Below are 18,985 nucleotides of genomic sequence, written 5' to 3' on the forward strand. Positions count from 1 at the left end.
TTTTCATTTCTGTTAGGCAATTAGTAGTGCAAATCAGGTATCGCCGACCGTATAATCGTTTCATAACAAGACCACCGGAGACAGATCATTAGCTACCGAGGGAATCAGTATGAAATTGACGGATATGAAGATAGGCGCGCGCCTGGGCGCCGGTTTTGGCGTGGTGCTGCTGTTGATGGCAGTGCTGGTTGGCACGGGCCTTTTCCGGCTGGACAAGATCGGCGCGCTCAGCGAAGCCATCATCGAGAAAGACTGGGCCAAGGCCGACGCCATCGCCACCATCCGCAGCACCACCCGTTCGAACGCGGCACTGGTGCTGGAGCTGTTCATCCATGAAGATCCGGCCCGCGCCAACGCCATCCACGGCGAAATCGATGCCAACAAGGCCACCATCAGCGATGCGCTGGCCATCCTCGACCGCCTGATCGTGCTGCCTGAAGGCAAGGAACTGCTGGCCACCCTGAAACAGCAGCGCAAGGCCTATGTGGTCTCGTTCAGCCAGGCCGACAAGCTGCTGGTGGCGGGACAGCGCGCCGAAGCGGCCGTACATGTGCGCGACGATACCTTGCCTGCCCTGAATCAGTTGCAAAAAACGGTGAACCACCTGAACGAAATCCAGCGCGCAGTTGTCGTGCACGGCGGCCAGCAAATCCAGCAGAATATTTCCGCGGCGAATGTGCTGATGGCCAGCCTGGGCACGGCCGCGCTGCTGCTGGGGGTGCTCTTTGCCTGGCGGGTCACGCGCTCGATCACCACGCCCATCGCCTATGCCTTGCGCGTGGCGCAAGCCGTGGCCGCAGGCGACCTGAGTAGTAAAATCGTGGCCGATGGCAAGGATGAAACGGGCCAGCTGCTGCAAGCGCTGCGCGACATGAACACCAACCTGGCCACCCTGGTGGGCCAGGTGCGCGGCGGCACGGGCACGATTGCCGTGGCGTCGAGCCAGATCGCCAGCGGCAATGCCGACCTGTCGGCCCGCACGGAAGCGCAAGCCAGCGCGCTGGAAGAGACGGCCTCGTCGATGATCGAATTGACTGGCACCGTGCGCAGCAACAGCGACAATGCGCGTCAAGCCGACAGCCTGGCCCGCTCGGCATCAAACATCGCGCAGCGCGGCGGCACAGCCATGGCGGAAGTGATCGGCACCATGGATGCCATCAATGCCTCTTCGCGCAAGATCGTCGACATCATCGCCGTCATCGACGGCATCGCCTTCCAGACAAATATCCTGGCCCTGAACGCGGCCGTGGAAGCGGCACGTGCCGGCGAGCAAGGCCGCGGCTTTGCCGTGGTGGCGTCCGAAGTGCGCAACCTGGCGCAACGCTCGGCTGCGGCCGCCAAGGAAATCAAGGAACTCATTGCCGACTCCGTCAACCGCGTGGGACAAGGTGCGCAGCTGGTCAGCCAGGCGGGCGCCACGATGGATGAAGTGGTGGCCAGCGTGGGCCGGGTCAGCGCCATCGTCGGTGAAATCAGCGTCGCCAACCACGAGCAGAGCGAAGGCATCGAGCAGATCAATGCAGCCATCATGCAGATGGACCAGACGACGCAGCAAAACGCGGCTCTGGTCGAGGAAGCGGCCGCGGCTGCGGCAGCCATGCATGAACAGGCGGGCGAACTGGAAACCCTCGTCAGCCAGTTCAAGCTGGAAAAGAACACTGTCGCCAAGGCGCCGCCCCGCCCTGACGCACCCGCCGTCCCGCGCCTACACTAAGTTATTCCACCTGGCGCGCCAGGCGGATGCCGGAAAATTGCCAACGCGCGCCGGCCGGGAAGAAATTGCGGTAGCTGGCGCGCGCATGGCCGGCCGGCGTGGCGCACGACGAGCCGCGCAGCACATACTGGTTCAGCATGAACTTGCCGTTGTATTCGCCGAGCGCCCCGGGCGCCGTGCGGTAGCCGGGATACGGCGCGTAGCTGCTGCTGGTCCACTGCCAGCAGTGGCCGAACATTTGCCGCAGTCCCGTTCCCGGCGCGCTGGCCGCCGGATGCAGCTGACCAAGCTCCACTGCGACGCCTTGCGCCGCCACTTCCCATTCCGCTTCCGTCGGCAGGCGCGCGCCAGCCCAGTGCGCATAGGCGTCCGCCTCGAACAGCGACAAATGCGTGGCCGGCGCCTGCAAGTCGAGTGGATGCAAGCCAAACAAGGTGAATTCCTGCCAGCGCCCCGCCTCGTCGCGCTGCCAGTACAGCGGACATTCCAGCTGCTGGCTGCGCACCCAGTCCCAGCCTTCGGCCAGCCACAAATGCGCCGTGCGGTAGCCGCCCGCCTCGATGAAGGCGAGATAGTCGCCATTCGTCACCAGCGCGCTGGCCAGTTCGAACGGCGCCACGTATTGCGGATGGCGCGGCAATTCATTGTCGAAGCAAAAGCCATCGCCCGCATGGCCGATCTGCGCCAGGCCGCCGTTGAAGGCGAGCCAGGCCGTGGACTGCGCGGCTTGCTGCGCTGGCGGCGCCGCGCTGTCCCGCGCACTGTCCATGTAAGCGGGAAACAGGGCGCTCTGCGCCAGCAGGTGCTTGACGTCCGTCAACAGCAATTCCTGGTGCTGCTGTTCGTGTTCTAGGCCCAGCGCCAGCAGCATGGTCAGCCGTTCGCGCTCGTCGCGCGCCAGTTCACTCGCCAGCAGGCGGCCGATGCGCGCATCGACATCCATCCGGTAGGCGCGCACGACAGCCATGCCGGGGCGCGTCAGCAAGCCCCGCTGGGCGCGCGGATGCTTCTCGCCCACGCCGTTGTAATAGGAATTGAACAGCACGCGGAAGGCCGGGTGAAACGGCGCGAACGCCGCCTCCATGCTTTCCAGGATAAACGTTTCGAAAAACCAGGTGGTATGCGCGAGATGCCATTTCACGGGACTGGCGTCCGGCATCGATTGCGCACCGCAATCCTCGTCCGACAGGGGTTCGGCCAGCAGCAGCGAATGCTGGCGCACTTTATTGTAATGATCGATCAGCATCGTCGCCTTTTAGTCTCTGATAGCGCGCGCATAGATAACGGCGAACCACTGCTGCGGGTCCGTCCAGACTTGCACGGTGGAAAAGCCTGCCTGCTCCAGCAAGCCGACGAAGCTTGCGCGCGTGTATTTATAGCTGTCTTCCGTATGGATGCGCTCGCCTTTCGCGAAGCGCCGCTGGCCGCCTTTCCAATGGACAACTTGCTCGCTGCGCGCTTCCAGGTGCATCTCGACGCGGCGCTCATCGGCATTGAAAAAGCCGTGGTGCTGCCACGCGCGCACGTCGAAGTCGGCGCCGATCAGCCCATTCACGTGGCGCAACATGTTCAGGTTAAAGGCAGCCGTGACGCCCAGCGCGTCGTCATAGGCGGCGTCGAGGATGGCGTCATCCTTGATCAGGTCGACACCGATCAGCAGGCCGCCATCGCCATCCGCATTCGCGCGCAGACGGCGCAGGAAGGCGATGGCTTGCTCGGGCGCAAAATTGCCGATCGACGAGCCAGGATAGAAGAACAGGCGCCGCGCCTCGCGCACGCTGTCGGGCAAGTCCAGGCGGCTGGAGAAATCCAGGCCCAGGCCCGTCATTTCGATGTGCGGAAAGCGCTGCTGCAGCCGGTTCAGCGATTCACTGAGGAAATCATAGGAAATATCCACGGCCACATACTGGGCCGGGTGCAGCAAGGGAAACAGGCTGGCGGCCTTGGCGCAATTGCCCGCGCCCAGGTCGATCAGGGTGCTGCCCGGTCCCACGGCGTGCGCGATTTCGGCGCCGTGGCGGGCGAAGATCGCCGCTTCCGTGCGCGTCGGATAGTACTCGGGCAAGGCGCAGATGGCCTCGAACAGTGTAGAACCCAGCGCGTCGTACAGGTACTTGGGCGAAGTCCAGGCATCGCGCGCCAGCAGGCCGCTGCTGATCTCGGCTATCGTGGCAGGAGTGGCGCTGGCCCCGCTGGCGTGGCTGGCGGGGCGGAAATCGGACTGCTGTTGCGCAAGTGGCATGGTCATGGGCTGGCGTCGTCGATATTGGGTTCACGAAGGGCTTGCACGGTCAGCCACCGGGCGCGCCGCCCCTGCCGTAGCGGTTTGCGGGTGCCTTGCGATGACTTTTTTCCATCATAGCGGAATCCGCGCAAGCCAGCCGTGCGGCAGGTAACTTAAGGTCGATGCACGCCGCTCGACGCAGGAACCACACAAAAGTGGTATTACCAAGCAAAAAGCATAAGCCTGTCGTATACTACACATTGCCGGCCAAACAATCCGCGCCCCTTTGCAGTTCCCAGGCCCCCCTCTCCCCCGCGTGCCTCCCTTTACGATAGCCGTTAACACCATGCTCGAATTGCGCCATCTGTCGAAGTCCTATGCCAATGCCCGTCCCGTGCTGGCCAACATTTCCTGCCGTTTCAAGGCCGGCGAATTCATCGCCATCATGGGCGACTCGGGCGTGGGCAAGTCGACCTTGCTGAACCTGATCGCCGGCCTCGATACGCCCGATGCGGGTGCCGAAGCGCACCCTATCCTGGTGGACGGCATAGCCATGTCCAGCCTCGATGACGCCGCCGCCACCCGGCTGCGTCGCGCCCGCATGGGCTTTATTTTCCAGGCCTTCCACGTCTTGCCGCACCTGACCCTGCTGCAAAACGTGGCCCTGCCGCTGCTGCTCAACGGACTGCCCCAGGAGCGTGCTGCCAGCATGCTCGAGGCGGTCGGCCTGGGCGGACGCGGCGGCGACTTTCCGCAGCAATTGTCCGGCGGCGAAATGCAGCGCGTGGCCATTGCCCGCGCGCTCGTGCACAAGCCGGCGCTGGTGCTGGCCGATGAGCCTACCGGCAACCTCGACCCGGATACGGCGCACAGCATCCTGCAATTGCTGCGCGCCGAAATCAAGGCCAACGGCAGTTGCGCGATCATGGTGACGCATTCGCTGGCCGCCGCCGAAATGGCGGACAGAACCATGATCCTGACGAAAAGCGGCTTACAAAATACAACAATCGTCAATCAAATTGATCAAACAATCAGTTAATTTAACTGACCATCTGTCACAAGTTTTGTTATCGTAGTATTATTGAAAACACTTGCTTGGTTATCAATGTTGCAACTCGAATGTTGTCACGTCACCCAGACAGCCGTACTGCGATGACGAACTATAGCCGGGACCGCTTATGTGGTCTCGTCCCTTGCATAACCTGAAGGAGGAGTAAATGAACGTTCGGCAAAAGAAGCTGGAAATGATTGAAGCGATGAACCGGGCGCGTGCGCTCGAACCATCGAGTTTTGTGCCCAACAAGCTGCTCGATACCCTGATCGAGAAGATGAACCTGAAAAATGATGCGGAACTGTGCCGTGTGCTGGAAGTCCAGCCCCCCATCATCAGCAAGATTCGTCACGGCAAACTGGCGGTCGGTGCAACGATTTTATTGCGCATGCATGAAAAATCGGATATCACCATCCGCGAACTGAAGGAACTGTCCACCACGCCAGTCCATTGACTTACCCGCTGTTGTAATGCCATGCCAGGTACCCAGGTTCCCGGCGCCATGAACTTTTGCCCTACAATTCGCGTAGTTCGCTCACCGCACAACATCCGAGCACGATAGCGAAGAGACCCAGCCCAAACCATGCTGACCGTTTCTCTGCCCTCCCGCTCCAGCGCTACCGCCTCCCTGCTTTCACTCCGCATTGCTCCCGCCAGCCAGCATTTCCACTCAAACTTGATCTGACACAACACGCACAGTCGGCGCAGGCATCAAGGTCAGCTTTTAACCTGTGATCTCAACCGCATGTCCAGCGATCCTCTTGCGCCGCCCGTGCTGCGCCTGACGCTCACGCGCGATCCCCTCGCCAGCGCCGGCGACTACCCCACCGCGTCCGGCTGGCATGGCCAGACCCATGTGCTGTCCAGCGCGCGCGGCATCGGCAGCTGCCGCATCGCCCTCGATATCGGCCCGGCCGATGTGGTGCAACTGCTGCTGTGCGACGGCAGTTCGCTGCTGGCAGGCAGCTTGGACCTGCCACGCTACCTGGGTCCGGCCACGATGGCACGCGACGGCGCGCCCACCAGCATCGACGTGGGAATGGCCTTGCGCCCGCAGGCGGCGCGCCAGCCGCCCGGCGCCAGCCGCGACGGCCTGGGCGCCTGGATGCTGCGGGCCGTGCGCGTGTACCGCTGCGGCGCCGCCGCCATGACGGCACTGGCGGCGGCGGGCGTCTTCCAGGACCGCCAGCTGGAACAGCGCCTGGGCCTGTATCGCTGCGGCATCGAAGCGGGCAGCATGACGGCCGTCGCCAGCCTGCCCGCCGGGCCGGAACCGGTGCTGCTGCTGTTGCACGGCACGGCCTCGTCGACCCAGCGCAGCTTTGCCGGCCTGTGGCGCAATGGCCTGGCGCCGCAACTGGTGGCGCAGTACGGCAACCGCATCTACGGCTATGAGCACCGCAGCCTCAGCGACAGCCCCATCGAGAACGCGCTGGCCCTCGTGCGCCAGCTGCCGCACGGCGCCGTGCTGCACCTGCTAACCCATTCGCGCGGCGGCCTGGTGGGCGAATTGCTGGCGCGGGCGCAGCGCATCGACAGCCGCGGCGCCGTCGACCTGGCCGGCGACGGCCTGGAGCGATTGAGCGAAAACACCGTGGGCGGCGAAGCGTTCAACAGCCACGATATCGAGCACTACACGGCGCAGGCGCGGCTGGGCGGACGCGGCGGCTACGACGAGGATGCGGCGCGCCTGCGCGAACTGGGCGTGGAGCTGAAGACGCGCGCCATCCGCATCGCCCGCTTTGTGCGCGTGGCCTGTCCGGCGCGCGGCACCACCTTGATGTCGGGCCGGCTCGACCGCTGGGCCAGCGTGATGTTCAACCTGCTGCTCCACGGCGGCGTTTCCGATGGCGCCATGGCCTTCCTGCTGGCCGTGGTGCAGCAGCGCTGCGACGCGCGCATCCTGCCGGGCCTGGAAGCGATGATGCCCGACTCGCCCCTGGTGGCGCTGCTCAACGCGCCCGACGTGCGCGTGGCCAGCCCGCTGCATGTGCTGGCCGGCGCGTGCAGCGGCGATAGCCTGCTGGGCTGGCTGGGCGACTGCCTGGGCGACCAGCTCTATGGCGGGCAGAACGACCTGGTGGTCAATTGCGCCTCGATGGCCGGCGGCGCCACGCGCAGCATGCCGGTGCGGCAACTGCTGCTGCGCGGGCCGCACACGCACCACCTGAACTACTTCGAGCGCGCGCCGTCCAGCCTGGCCGCCGTGCAGGCGCTCACCGGCAACGAAACCGCCTACCAGCCACTGCCCGGCATCGAGCACGGCCCGCTGGCGCGCGGCGGCGAAGTGCCGAAACGGCGCGCGCGCGCGCCCATCGTGCTGCTGCTGCCCGACATCATGGGCAGCCACCTGCAAGTGGGCAGCAACCGCATCTGGTTCGATCCCGTCAACCTGGTCGAAGGACGCATCGAACGCCTGGCCGTCGGCCAGCCGCACATCGTCAGCGCCGGCTGGATCGAATCCTGCTATGAACCGTTTGCCCGCTTTCTCGCGCAAAACCAGGAAGTGCGCCCCTTTACCTATGACTGGCGCCTCTCGCTGCAGCACTCCAGCAACGCCTTCCTGCCCGTGCTCGACGACGCCATGCGCGACGCCGAACAGCGCGGACTCCCCTTGCGCATCGTTGCCCACGGCATGGGCGGACTGGTGGCGCGCCTGGCCCTGAAAGACCGCTGGCAACGCTTCGGCGCCCTGCCCGGCAGCCGCCTGCTGCAGGTGGGCACGGCCAACCGTGGCACGCAGGCGATGGTACAAGTGCTGCTGGGACGCGACCGGCTGGTGCAGATGCTGGCTTGCTGGATAGGCTGGAAGCACACGCGGCGCCAGTTTCTCGGCTTCGTGCGCGCCTTTCCCGGCGTGCTGGACATGCTGCCATGGCCGCAGGCGGGCCGCATCGATTATTTCGACGCCGACGCCTGGGCGCAGCTGGCCGCCGGTGACGGGCAAGCTGGCCTGCCCGGCGGCTGGCAGGCGCCAGAGACCCAGGCGCTGGCGGCGGCGCGCGCCACCGTGGCCTTGCTGGAAGCGGCCCCGCTCGACGCGCGCCATTGCAGCTACCTGGCCGGCTGTGCCGACACGCCGGTGGCGCTGCGCCTGCGCGACGGCGGCATCGAGACAGCCTGGTCGCCGGACGGCGATGGCCGCACGGCCTGGCAAGGCGCGGTGCCGGACGGCGTGGCGGCCTGCTACCTGCCGGTGGCGCATGGCGACCTGCTGCTGCAAAAGGAAACCTACCCGGCCATCGCGCAGCTGCTCGACAACGGCCAGGGCGCCAACCTGCCGCAGCACCCGCCGCACGCGCCTGGCGGCGCCCCGCCACGCTTCCATCCGTGCGCCCCCGACGCCATGCCGCTGTACCCGCAGCCGCAGGAATTGCTCGACGCGGCCATCGGCGCCGCCGGCCCCGCCAGCACGCCGGACAGCCGCGCGCCGCAGCTGAGCCTATCCGTCATCCACGGCAGCATGGCTTCGGCCGACGCGCCCGTCATGAGCGGCTGCTACGCGTCCGAATCGCTGCGCGGCAGTATGAGCTTCCTGGACCGCCTGCTGGCCGGCAAGCTGCAGGAAATCCACGCGCTGGGACGCTTTCCGCAGCGCCCCGACTCTGCCCTCGTGGTGCTGCAGCCCGATGCGGCGCGCCGGCCCGGCGGCGCCATCGTCATCGGCCTGGGCGCGCTGGGCGAACTGACGCCGGGCGAACTGGCGCGCGCCTTTGCCGGCGGCCTGCTCGAATACGCGTGCGTGTGCCTGCAGGTACACGCCGCCGGCCATGTGGCCGCGCCGCCGATGGGCGAACACGGTTTGCGCGTGGCCAGCCTGCTGTCCGGTTCCGGCTACGGCGGCTTGAGCATCGCCCTGTGCGTGCGGGCCCTGATCGACGGCGCACGCAGCGCCAACCGGCGCCTGGAAGACGCGGGCATGGCTTGCCGCATCGGCCATATCGCCATATACGAACAGTCGGAGGCGCGCGCCATCGCCGCCGCCGTGGCCATCGAACAGATCATGGCCGAGGCGCGCTACCAGGGCACTTTCACGTTCGAGCGGCGCATCCGCCACAGCCCGGGCGGCTACCGGCGCATCCTGCCCAACCTGAGCGGCGACAATGGCTGGCGCCGCGTGCAGATCGTCGCCGCCGATCTCTCCGGCGCCCTGCGCTTCACCGTGCTGACGGACCGCGCCCACAACAGCGTCGACGAGGAGCCGAACCAGCGGCAAGCCGTCGATGGCCTGATCATGGACGCCACCGACAACACCACCGACCAGCCAGGCCTGTCGCGCGCCCTGTACGAACTGATGCTGCCCAATGGCCTGAAGGCGGCCATCCCCGAGATGCGCGGCCTGATCCTGGCCGTCGACCAGAGCGCCGCCATTTATCCGTGGGAGCTGATGCGCGACGAGGCGGGCAGCGAGGAAAGCCCGCTGTCGACGCGCATCGGCATGGTGCGCCAGCTGGCCAGCCTGCGCGAGCAGCCATCCGCCGTCAGCCCGCCCAACAACAGCGTGCTGGTGATCGGCGACACCGATTCCGGCCTGCCCGAACTGCCCGCCGCGCAGGCCGAGGCGCAGGACGTGGCGCGCATGTTCGGCGCGTACGGCTACCAGGTGCGCGAGCTGCTGCGCCCGCAGGCGCAGCGCGTGCTGGTGCACCTGTTCGACGAGCGCTACTTCGCCATCCATCTGGCCGGCCACGGTGAAGTGGCCGGCCCCGGCATCGCCCATACGGGCCTGGTGCTGGGACCGAAGACGCGGCTGACGGCGGCGCAGGTGGGCAAGCTCAAACGCGTGCCGCAATTCGTCTTCATCAATTGCTGCCACCTGGGCGACATGCGTCCGGACGCCATCGCGCCGTGGTCGAAACTGGCCGCCAGCCTGGCCACGGCCTTCGTTGAAATGGGTTCGCAGGCGGTGATCGCGGCCGGCTGGCGCATCGACGACCAGGCGGCCAGCATCTTCGCGCACAGCTTTTATCACGCCATGCTGAGCGGCGAATACTTCGGCGACGCCGTGCGCCTGGCGCGCGAAGCGGCGTATCTGCAGTTCCCGGCCTCGAATACCTGGGGCGCCTACCAGGCGTATGGCGACGACCGCTACCGCTTTCCGAACACCCAGAGCCGGCCCTGGCAAGCGCCCGACTACCACTACCACGGCCACCTGCAGGCCGACCTGGAAACCCTGCATGCACGCCTGGCGGGCGCCGATCCTGCGCGCCGCGCGGCCATCGAGGAAAAGCTGGGCAGCATCGAGGAAGCCGTCCGCGCGCGCTTCTTCGGCTGCGCCGACATCCGCGAAAACATGGCCGCCACGCGGGCCGGCCTCGGTGGCCTGGAGAACACCCTGCGCGCCATCGAACACTACCGGGCGGCGCACAGCGCGGCCGACGGCAAGGTGGGCTTGCGCGCGCTGGCGCACTGGGCGGAACTGGAAATACGCCAGGGCGCGGCCCTGTGCGGCCTCGATGCGGGCGCCGGCATCGAGGTGCCTGCCGTGCCGGATAGGGCGCAGGGACGGCAGTTGCTGCAGGACGGAAAACAGCATATCGACCTGCTGGTGGCGCTGGCGCCCACGGCGCAGCGCCTGGCCCTGCTGGGACGCTACTGGGCCTTGCAGGCGCGCCTGGCTTGCGGCGAAGGACATTCCGGCGCGCCGGCCCTGCGCGCCATGACGGACGCCTGCCTGGCCGCGCTGGAAGAAGCGCGGCGGCGCAGCGGCGTGGCCGACTGCGACCTGATTTTCCAGGTGCTGGCGGGCGCCCTGCTATTGAAAGCCCATGGCGACAGCGGCGCCTGGCGCGCGCTCGATCCGCAGCTGGGCGACTTGCTGCACGACGCCATCGCCTATGCGCGCCAGCGCCACGCGGACGAACACCGCGCCATCGACGCCGGCGCCCCCGTGCGCGCCGCCCTGCTGGCGGCCCTGTGGCAGGTGCCGGACGGCCAGCCCTTCGACGCGCCCGCGCGCACCGCTTTCCTGGCCCTGTACCACGACGCCGTGCGGCGCCACGGCAGCATCGGCGAACCCGAGGCGATCACGGCACCGCTGCGCTTCCTGCTCGAACTGCTGCCGCCCGACAGCGCGGACACCGGCTTGCGCAGCGCCGTGCAGGCGCTGGCCAGCCAGCTGCAGTCCTCACTTCCCGCTATCAGCCAGGCACCACCCCGTAATGGCGCGCATAACGCTCGTCCAGATTCGCCAGCGGCATCATCATGAACATGTCGGCGCTTTCGAAATCAGGATCCCACGCCGGTTCGCCGCAAATCCACGCGCCCGAACGCAGGTAGCCCTTGATCAGCGGCGGCACCTGCGGCTTGTGCGCCGCTTCCACCTGGTGAATGGGGAAAGGCAGGTGCGGCGTGACGCGGTACTCGCTTGGGGCCATGTGCTTTTCGGCCAGCGCCTGGTACACGGCGACGGCGTTATGGCCGCCATCGGCCAGGCTGATGCTGGCGCAGCCGACCAGGTAGTCGCAGCGCTCGCGGCGCATGTACTCGGCCAGGCCGGACCACAGCAGCATGATCACGCTGCCGCCCCGGTATTTCGGATGGATGCAGGCGCGGCCCGCTTCGACCATGCGGCCGCGCAGGTTCTTCAGGCGGCTCAGGTCGAATTCGTTTTCCGAATACAGCCGGCCGATCTTGGCCGCCTTGGCCGCGCTCAGCACGCGGTAGGTGCCCACCACTTTCAGGGTATCGGCGTCGCGCACGATCAGGTGATCGCAGTGCGCGTCGAATTCATCGCTGTCGAGGCCATCGGCGTTGGCCAGCGACGTCAGGCCCATGGTTTCGATAAACACCTTGTAGCGCAAACGCTGGACTTCACGCACTTCCGCCGCGGTAGTGGCCTGGCTCAGCACCAGTTGAACCGGCCGGGCCTTGGCTTCGTTTGATGCGATTATGTTCTGCATGGTTTCATCCCTGTGATCAAGACGACTCCAGCGTACTTGCCTAATATGTCAGGAAAATGACAGCCGAATGTCATTTCCATGACGCAAGTCAATGCCATGCGGGGATCGTGCATAATTACCACACTCGCCCCGCCGAAAGACATGATGAAAGACCAGGACGCAACGCACATCACGCCCTACACCAAGCCGGCCGCCGGCTGGGATGCCCTGAAACACGTGGCCATCAGCCTGCGCCAGGAGCGGGTCGCGCCCGGCAATCTGAAAGCGCTGCTGGCGCAAAATCAGCCGGACGGTTTCGATTGCCCCGGCTGCGCCTGGCCCGACCGCAACCACGCTTCCACGTTTGCCTTTTGCGAAAACGGCGCCAAGGCCGTCGCCGCCGAAGCGACCAGCCGCCGCGCCGGCCCGGAACTGTTTGCCAGCCATACCGTCACACAGTTGCTGGAACAATCGGACTACGCGCTGGAACAGCACGGCCGCCTGACCGAACCGATGGTGTACGACGCTGCCAGCGACCGCTATGTGCCGATCTCCTGGGACGACGCCTGCGCCCTCGTGGGCCGCCACCTGCGCGCCCTGCCGGATCCGAACCAGGCCGCGTTTTACACGTCGGGACGGGCCAGCAACGAGGCCGCCTTTTTGTACCAGCTGATGGCGCGCCTGTACGGCACCAACAACTTCCCCGACTGCTCGAACATGTGCCACGAGGCGACCAGCCGCGGCTTGCCGGCCACCGTGGGCATCGGCAAGGGCACGGTGACCTTGGCCGACTTCGAACTGGCCGACACCATCCTCATCTTCGGCCAGAATCCCGCCACCAACCACCCGCGCATGCTGGGCGAACTGCGCGACTGCGCGCGCCGCGGCGGCAGCATCGTTTCCATCAATCCCCTGCGCGAACGGGGCCTGCAGCGCTTCATGGACCCGCAAAGCGCGCTGGAAATGGCGACCCTGGGCAGCACGCGCCTGGCCGGCCTGTTCGTCCAGCCCACCCTGGGCGGCGACTTCGCCCTGATCAAGGCCGTCGCCAAGCGCGTCGTCGAACATGACGATGCGGCGCAGGCGGCCGGCGCCCCGGCCGTCATCGACCATGCTTTCATCGTTGAACACTGCAGCGGCTTCGACACCTTCCGCGACGACCTGCGCGGGGAAAGCTGGGAGCTGCTGGTACGGGAGTCGGGCGTGGCGCGCGCGCAGATCGAGGCGCTGACGGACATCTTCGTCAAGGGCCAGCGCATCATCGCCACCTGGGGCATGGGCCTGACGCAGCACAAGCACAGCGTGGCGGCCATCCGCATGCTGTCGAACCTGATGCTGCTGCGCGGCCAGATCGGCAAGCCGGGCGCCGGCTTGTGTCCCGTGCGCGGCCACTCGAACGTGCAGGGCGACCGCACGGTGGGCATCGAGGAAAAGCCCACCAACGCCTTCCTCGACCGCCTGGGCCAGGTGTATGGATTTGCGCCGCCGCGCGCGCACGGCCACGACGTGGTGGCCACCATCGAAGCCATGCAGCGCGGCGACGTCAAGGTCTTCATTGCGCTGGGCGGCAATTTCGCCGCCGCCACGCCCGACACGCCGCTGACCTTTGCCGCGTTGCGCCAGTGCGCGCTGACGGTGCAGGTGGCCACCAAGCTCAATCGCAGCCACCTGGTCATCGGCAAGGAAGCCTTGCTGCTGCCCACCCTGGGACGCACGGAGATCGACCTGCAGCACGGCGTGGCGCAGGGCGTGACGGTGGAAGACTCGATGAGCATGGTACATATCTCGTACGGACGCAATGCGCCCGCTTCGCCGCAGTTGCGCTCGGAAGTGGCCATCGTGGCCGGCATGGCCGAAGCGACGGTCGGCAGCAGCCTGGTGGACTGGCGCGCGTATGCAGCCGACTATGCGCGCATCCGCGACGACATCGAGAAGGTGTTTGACGACTTTCATGACTACAACGCCAGGGTGGCGCAGCCGGGCGGCTTTCATCTGACGGTGGCCTCGCGCGAACGCGTGTGGAAGACGGCCAGCGGCAAGGCCTGCTTCCTCGTCGCCGCGCTGGACCTCGACACGCCGTTGCACCGCGCCCGCGCGCGCCACGGCGAGCGCCTGATGGTCCTGATGAGCACGCGCTCGCACGACCAGTACAACACCACCATCTATGGCATGGATGACCGCTACCGCGGCGTGTACGGCACGCGCAAGGTGGTCTTCGCCAACAAGGAAGATATCGCCATGCTGGGTTTTGCCGATGGCGAGCTGGTAGATATGATTAGTGCCTGGGACGATGGCGTGGCGCGCCGTGCCGATGGTTTCCGGCTGGTGGCCTACGATATCCCGCGCGGCTGCCTGGGCGCGTATTACCCGGAGACGAACGCGCTGGTGCCGCTGGCCAGCACGGCGGACGGCGCCGGCACGCCGACGTCGAAATCCGTGCCCGTGCTGCTGCAGCGCAGTGCAGCTTAAATACTGATCCCGGGCGTGTAATCGACGTACGCATCCTGGCGGCAAAAGCCCACCAGCTTCATGCCCGCCTGCGTGGCGATGGAAATGGCCAGCGAACTGGGGGCGGAAATCGTCGCCAGCAGCGGAACCTGCATGCGCGCCGCCTTGCGCGCCAGCTCGTAGCTGCCGCGACTGGACAGGAAGACGAAGCCGCGCCGCATATCGATATCGTGCAGCGCGAGGTGGCCGATCAGTTTGTCCAGGCCATTGTGCCGGCCGACATCCTCGAATACGTGCACGATATCGCCGTCGGGCGTGCACCACGCGGCTGCGTGGACGCCACCCGTTTCCCGCATCAACGCCTGGTGTTCGCGCAAGCCGGCGGAGGCGCGCGCCAGCGCAGCCGGCAGGTCGACGTGGATCAGTGCCGGCGGCAGCGCTGCCGGCCGCAAGTCGAGCATGTCGATGCTGTCGATACCGCACACGCCGCAACCCGTGCGACCCGTCAGCTGGCGGCGCCGGTCCTTCAGGCGCACGAAGTCTTCCTGGGCGATGCTCAAAGCCACTTCGGCGGCATCCGGACGCAGGAACACTTCGCAATCGAAGATGGCGCCGGCGGAAGCGACCACGCCTTCCGTCAACGCGAAGCCATAGGCAAACGCTTCCAGGTCGCGCGGGGTGGCCATCATGACGACGTGGGAAATGCCATTGAAGACCAGCGCGACGGGGATTTCCTCGGCAACGTGGTCGATGGCATCGGTGGACTGGCCCGCCTGGTGGCGGACGATGGCGCGCTCGACGAAGCCGGCGCGTTCAATATCTGTATCTTCTGACATGGCAACCATGGGGGAACTATCACAGGCCCCATGGTAAACCAGAATGGACAGGCAGGGGCGGCCCCTGCCCGCGCCATCAATCCTTCTTAGGACGGCCCGTTTTCAGCTGCGGCAAGCCGGCCAGCACGTTTTGCAGGGTGGCCAGGTCGATCTGGCTGATCAGCGCCACGCCTATGCGCAGCAATTCGCTTTTCTTGATCTCGAAACCGGCCTTCAGGCAGGCTTTTTTCACCTGGCCCAGGACTTCGTATTCCGCTTCCGGCATGGTGAAGCTGTCGCGCACCAGTTTCGGCTTGCGGGCTTTTTCCTTGACGGCGGCGGCCTTGGCGACCGGCGCTTTTTTCGCTGGCGCCGGCTTGGCTACCGGTTTGACGGCGGTTTTCGCTGCCGGCTTGGCTGCGGCCTTGGCGGCAGGCTTCGCAGCAACCTTGGACGCAGGCTTGGCAACGGCTTTGACCTCCGCCTTGGCGACCGGCTTGGCGGCAGGCTTGGCAGCGGCCTTGGCGACAGGTTTGGCCACGACGGCCTTGGCCGCAGGCTTGGCGGCGACAGGTTTAGCAACGGCAGGCTTGGCCGCGGCAGGTTTCGCTGCGACGGGCTTGGCGGCCACTGGCTTGACGGCGGCTTTGGCCACCGGCTTGGCTGCCGGCTTCGCGGCTGGTTTGGCGGCCGCTGCCGCGTTGATCGAGGCGCTGGTGGGGAACATCGATACGGGCGCGCTGTCGGCTTTTTTCGCTGGGACGATTTTGGTCATGGATTTTCCAATCTAATAAATAATATAAACAATATATACTGTTTTTTAAAATCTTGCTTGCTGCACATCAAGTCATGCGCACAGCATGACCTCCTAGGCGCTGGCGCGGATGGTGAAATCGACCCCGACCTCGTCCCAGAATTCCTGCTCCTTCTCGATCCAGAACGACACGGTGGGATGGTGCGCCACCCAGCCGCGCTTGATATCGAGCTCGATGCGGCTCTTCATGCGCAGGCGCAGCTCGCTGAAATCGGCCTCGATGCGCGCATGCATGAGCAAAATCGACAGGCGCAACGCCAGCACGGCCTTGGCGAAATCGGGATCCGACAGCACTTCGCCGATCTTGCGCAAGTTCCCCTTCTGCGCCAGGATCAGCCGGCTCATGGTCTTCTGTTCGCGCGTGGTAAAGCCGGGCAAGTCCGCGTTTTCCACGATGTAGGAGGCGTGCTTGTGGTAGCCCGTCTGCGACACGGCCAGGCCCACTTCGTGCAGCATGCTGCTCCAGCGCAGGCATTTCACCAGGGCGTCGGACGTGGGCTTGAGCTGCGCATACATGGCCAGTGCCTGCTCGGCCACCCGGCCGGCGCGCTGCTGGTCGATATGGAATTTCTCCATGCACCCCTGCACCGACTGCTCGCGGCGGTCGCGCTTGGTCGAACGCAGGTACAAATCCCACATCACACCCATGCGCAAGCCCGCCTCGATCGGCGTCATGACGGGAATGGCCAGTTCGCGGAACAAGCCGATCAAGATGGCCAGGCCGCCGACGATGGTGCTGGCGCGGTCGGGGCGCAAGCCGGGCATGTCGATGCGGCTGGTGTGACCGAGTTCAATGAAGCGGCGCGCCAGCGCATCGAGGCTGGCGCTCGTGAGCAAGCCGTCGCCCAGCTTGTTGCGGGTGATGATGTCGGCGATCGTGCGGATGGTGCCGGAAGAGCCGTAGGCCGTCTTCCAGTGCTGCGGGCGGTACGGTGGCGCGGCATCCTCGAAATGGCTGCGCGCCGACAGGATGGCCGCTTCGAACGACGGCGCGTCGATGCGCCCGCCGATGAAGAACGACAGGCTTTGCTTGACGGTGCCCAGGCTGAAGGACTCGACCCTTTCGATATCGTTGCCGCGCCCCAGTATCAGTTCGGTCGAACCGCCGCCGATATCCATCACCAGCCGGCGTTCGCCGGGAATGGCCAGCGCATTGGCCACGCCCATGTAGATCAAACGCCCCTCTTCCTCGCCCGAGATGATCTCGATCGGATGGCCGATGGCTTGCTCGGCCAGCGGCAGGAAGACGGCGCCGTTGCGCGCCACGCGCATGGCCGACGTGGCCACCACGCGCACGGCATCGAGTTCAAAGCCGGCGAGGATAGCGCGAAAGCGCTGCAAGCAGGCCAGCGCCGCCTGCATGGCCGCCTCGGTCAGGTCGCCATTGGCGTCCAGGCCGGCGGCCAGACGTATCGGGTCGCGCACGCTCTTGACCACGCGGATCGTGTCGCCATCATGCTTGCCGACGTGTAAACGAAAACTGTTGGACCCCAGGTCCACCGCTGCATACATACTGGCCTCTTGTCTTGTCATTACTGTGCCAACTGAAAAAGTTGGCAAACACAGTTGCTAAACTATATAAATCATTTAAACGATTTAAAAATCCTACCACACTACCCCCATCGTATGACAGCGGCGTGACAGGATTGTGACAAGAAGTCGCGCGGCGGCGACGTTTAAGGCACGATGGTGGTAAACAAATAGACCGCAAAAATCACCAGGTGCACCGTGCCCTGCATGACCGTGGTGCGGCCCGTGCCCAGCGACAGGGTAGCCACCATCAGCGACAGCAGCAACAGCACTGTCGACTTGATATCGAGTCCCAGTGTGATCGTCAGGCCCGTGGCCAGCGACACCACCACCACGGCGGGAATCGTCAGGCCGATGCTGGCCAGCGCGGAGCCGAGCGCCAGGTTCAGACTCGTTTGCAAACGGTTGGCGCGCGCGGCGCGCACGGCGGCCAGGCCTTCGGGCAGCAGCACGATGGCGGCGATGACGATGCCGACCAGGGTTTTCGGCGCGCCCATGGCGGCAATCGCCGTCTCCAGCGCGGGCGCCAGCGACTTGGCCAGCAACACCACGGCGCCCAGGCATACCAGCAGCGCGCCGGCGCTGACCCAGGCGACGGTGGGCGTCGGTGGCGCCGCATGCACTTCTTCATCGCCGACGGCTTCCTTGGGCAGGAAGTAATCGCGGTGGCGCACCGTCTGTACCAGTACAAAGGTGCCGTACAGGACCAGCGAGATCACAGCAATGAAGATCAGCTGGCTGGAATTGTAGAAGGGGCCGGCGGCGCTCGAAGTGTAGTTCGGCAGCACCAGGGTCAGAACGGCGATGGCCGCCAGGGTGGCCAGCGAAGCGCTCACGCCCAGCAGGCCGAAGGTCTGCTCGCGGTGGCGCCCGGCGCCCAGCAGCAGGCAAATGCCGACGATGCCGTTCAAAATGATCATGATGGCGGCAAACACGGTGTCGCGCGCCAGGCCCGTCGTTTCCGGACCGCCGGCCAGCATCAGCGAGACGATCAATGCCACCTCGATCAGGGTCACGGCCAATGCCAGCACCAGGGTGCCATACGGTTCGCCGATGCGGTGCGCCACCACTTCTGCGTGGTACACGGCGGCCAGCACGCTGCCGATCAGGCCAGCCACCAGCAATATCTGGTAGGCGCCGCCGACATTAAAGGTGGAACCGAAGAGGAACAACCAGCCGGCAAGCGGGGCGGCAAGCGGCCATACAGGCAGGGATTTGAGCATTTTCATTATGGGCCTGGCAAGAGTAAAAAAGAGGGGTGCGGTGCGGACAGCAAAGGCGAGCCTGGCGTGCGCTCCATAGCATAACTTGCTTAGCTTAAATGAAAGTTAGGGAATGCACACGTTCGGGTGCCGGCGCCTCGCGCCTCATCACCTTGCTAGAATGCACCTGCTTGCTACCAGTAACTATAGTCCCTTTGGTAACATGCCGTTGCAATTTCCTTGTTTTTTTTGCTTCCGGCTGCCGTCATAATGCAGGGTCCGCCCTCCCGGCACCGATCAAGGACA

Annotated in this window: 12 protein-coding genes; 5 read left to right on the forward strand and 7 right to left on the reverse strand. The window is 65.6% G+C overall.

All coding sequences use genetic code 11. The annotated features are described in order from the left end of the window. The first annotated feature begins 109 nt into the window (after positions 1-109). Positions 110-1,714 carry a methyl-accepting chemotaxis protein gene (locus ACQ4WY_RS22295; protein WP_436505953.1) on the forward strand — a complete coding sequence of 535 codons (1,605 nt, stop codon included), beginning with the start codon at positions 110-112 and terminating at the stop codon, positions 1,712-1,714. 1 nt (position 1,715) lies between these two features. On the opposite strand, the gene egtB is transcribed toward ACQ4WY_RS22295, so the two are convergent. Both egtB and egtD read right to left on the reverse strand, forming a co-directional pair. Then, positions 1,716-2,960 (reverse strand): ergothioneine biosynthesis protein EgtB, encoded by a 1,245-nt coding sequence (egtB, locus tag ACQ4WY_RS22300; protein WP_436505954.1) that lies wholly within the window; start codon positions 2,958-2,960, stop codon positions 1,716-1,718. Positions 2,961-2,969: 9 nt separating this feature from the next. Next, positions 2,970-3,962 (reverse strand): L-histidine N(alpha)-methyltransferase, encoded by a 993-nt coding sequence (gene egtD, locus ACQ4WY_RS22305; RefSeq protein ID WP_436505955.1) that lies wholly within the window; start codon positions 3,960-3,962, stop codon positions 2,970-2,972. 322 nt (positions 3,963-4,284) lie between these two features. Between egtD and ACQ4WY_RS22310 the strand changes: the two genes are divergently transcribed. From ACQ4WY_RS22310 to ACQ4WY_RS22320, 3 genes are all read left to right on the forward strand, one after another. Beyond that, positions 4,285-4,977 carry an ABC transporter ATP-binding protein gene (locus ACQ4WY_RS22310; protein WP_034757401.1) on the forward strand — a complete coding sequence of 231 codons (693 nt, stop codon included), beginning with the start codon at positions 4,285-4,287 and terminating at the stop codon, positions 4,975-4,977. Positions 4,978-5,155: 178 nt separating this feature from the next. Further along, the gene (locus ACQ4WY_RS22315) at positions 5,156-5,443 is read left to right on the forward strand and encodes a hypothetical protein (protein ID WP_151094451.1); all 288 of its coding nucleotides are present in this window, start codon (positions 5,156-5,158) and stop codon (positions 5,441-5,443) included. A 291-nt stretch (positions 5,444-5,734) separates the two neighbouring features. After that, positions 5,735-11,197, forward strand: coding sequence for a DUF7379 domain-containing protein (locus ACQ4WY_RS22320; RefSeq protein ID WP_436505956.1), 5,463 nt, complete (start codon positions 5,735-5,737; stop codon positions 11,195-11,197). Here the strand turns inward: ACQ4WY_RS22320 and ACQ4WY_RS22325 are convergent. Further along, positions 11,130-11,891 (reverse strand): GNAT family N-acetyltransferase, encoded by a 762-nt coding sequence (locus ACQ4WY_RS22325; protein WP_034786047.1) that lies wholly within the window; start codon positions 11,889-11,891, stop codon positions 11,130-11,132. The genes ACQ4WY_RS22320 and ACQ4WY_RS22325 overlap by 68 nt on opposite strands. A gap of 144 nt (positions 11,892-12,035) precedes the next feature. On the opposite strand from ACQ4WY_RS22325, the gene ACQ4WY_RS22330 reads away from it, so the two are divergent. Then, positions 12,036-14,339: an FdhF/YdeP family oxidoreductase gene (locus tag ACQ4WY_RS22330; protein ID WP_436506097.1), complete on the forward strand. Its 2,304-nt coding sequence runs from the start codon at positions 12,036-12,038 to the stop codon at positions 14,337-14,339. On the opposite strand, the gene fdhD is transcribed toward ACQ4WY_RS22330, so the two are convergent. From fdhD to ACQ4WY_RS22350, 4 genes are all read right to left on the reverse strand, one after another. Beyond that, entirely contained in the window at positions 14,336-15,163 is an 828-nt protein-coding gene (gene fdhD / locus ACQ4WY_RS22335; protein WP_436505957.1) for a formate dehydrogenase accessory sulfurtransferase FdhD, read from the reverse strand. The two genes, ACQ4WY_RS22330 and fdhD, sit on opposite strands and share 4 nt — an antisense overlap. 67 nt (positions 15,164-15,230) lie before the next feature. Next, positions 15,231-15,908, reverse strand: a complete 678-nt coding sequence (locus ACQ4WY_RS22340) for a hypothetical protein (protein ID WP_436505958.1) — start codon at positions 15,906-15,908, stop codon at positions 15,231-15,233. Positions 15,909-16,001: 93 nt separating this feature from the next. Further along, on the reverse strand, positions 16,002-17,459 hold the full coding sequence (locus tag ACQ4WY_RS22345) for a Ppx/GppA phosphatase family protein (RefSeq protein WP_436506098.1): 1,458 nt from the start codon (positions 17,457-17,459) through the stop codon (positions 16,002-16,004). Between the two features lie 164 nt (positions 17,460-17,623). Next, entirely contained in the window at positions 17,624-18,706 is a 1,083-nt protein-coding gene (locus ACQ4WY_RS22350; protein ID WP_353657758.1) for a calcium:cation antiporter, read from the reverse strand. Positions 18,707-18,985: the final 279 nt, after the last annotated feature.

Origin of the sequence: Janthinobacterium salmonicoloratum, from assembly GCF_051380845.1 — a bacterium.
GTDB lineage: Bacteria > Pseudomonadota > Gammaproteobacteria > Burkholderiales > Burkholderiaceae_D > Janthinobacterium > Janthinobacterium lividum_F.

Bases quoted from the DNA above. Each gene is read 5' to 3' on its own strand.
- ACQ4WY_RS22295 (WP_436505953.1), top strand. From the start codon at position 110: ATGAAATTGACGGATATGAAGATAGGCGCGCGCCTGGGCGCCGGTTTT.
- egtB (WP_436505954.1), bottom strand. From the start codon at position 2,960: ATGCTGATCGATCATTACAATAAAGTGCGCCAGCATTCGCTGCTGCTG.
- egtD (WP_436505955.1), bottom strand. From the start codon at position 3,962: ATGACCATGCCACTTGCGCAACAGCAGTCCGATTTCCGCCCCGCCAGC.
- ACQ4WY_RS22310 (WP_034757401.1), top strand. From the start codon at position 4,285: ATGCTCGAATTGCGCCATCTGTCGAAGTCCTATGCCAATGCCCGTCCC.
- ACQ4WY_RS22315 (WP_151094451.1), top strand. From the start codon at position 5,156: ATGAACGTTCGGCAAAAGAAGCTGGAAATGATTGAAGCGATGAACCGG.
- ACQ4WY_RS22320 (WP_436505956.1), top strand. From the start codon at position 5,735: ATGTCCAGCGATCCTCTTGCGCCGCCCGTGCTGCGCCTGACGCTCACG.
- ACQ4WY_RS22325 (WP_034786047.1), bottom strand. From the start codon at position 11,891: ATGCAGAACATAATCGCATCAAACGAAGCCAAGGCCCGGCCGGTTCAA.
- ACQ4WY_RS22330 (WP_436506097.1), top strand. From the start codon at position 12,036: ATGAAAGACCAGGACGCAACGCACATCACGCCCTACACCAAGCCGGCC.
- fdhD (WP_436505957.1), bottom strand. From the start codon at position 15,163: ATGGTTGCCATGTCAGAAGATACAGATATTGAACGCGCCGGCTTCGTC.
- ACQ4WY_RS22340 (WP_436505958.1), bottom strand. From the start codon at position 15,908: ATGACCAAAATCGTCCCAGCGAAAAAAGCCGACAGCGCGCCCGTATCG.
- ACQ4WY_RS22345 (WP_436506098.1), bottom strand. From the start codon at position 17,459: ATGTATGCAGCGGTGGACCTGGGGTCCAACAGTTTTCGTTTACACGTC.
- ACQ4WY_RS22350 (WP_353657758.1), bottom strand. From the start codon at position 18,706: ATGAAAATGCTCAAATCCCTGCCTGTATGGCCGCTTGCCGCCCCGCTT.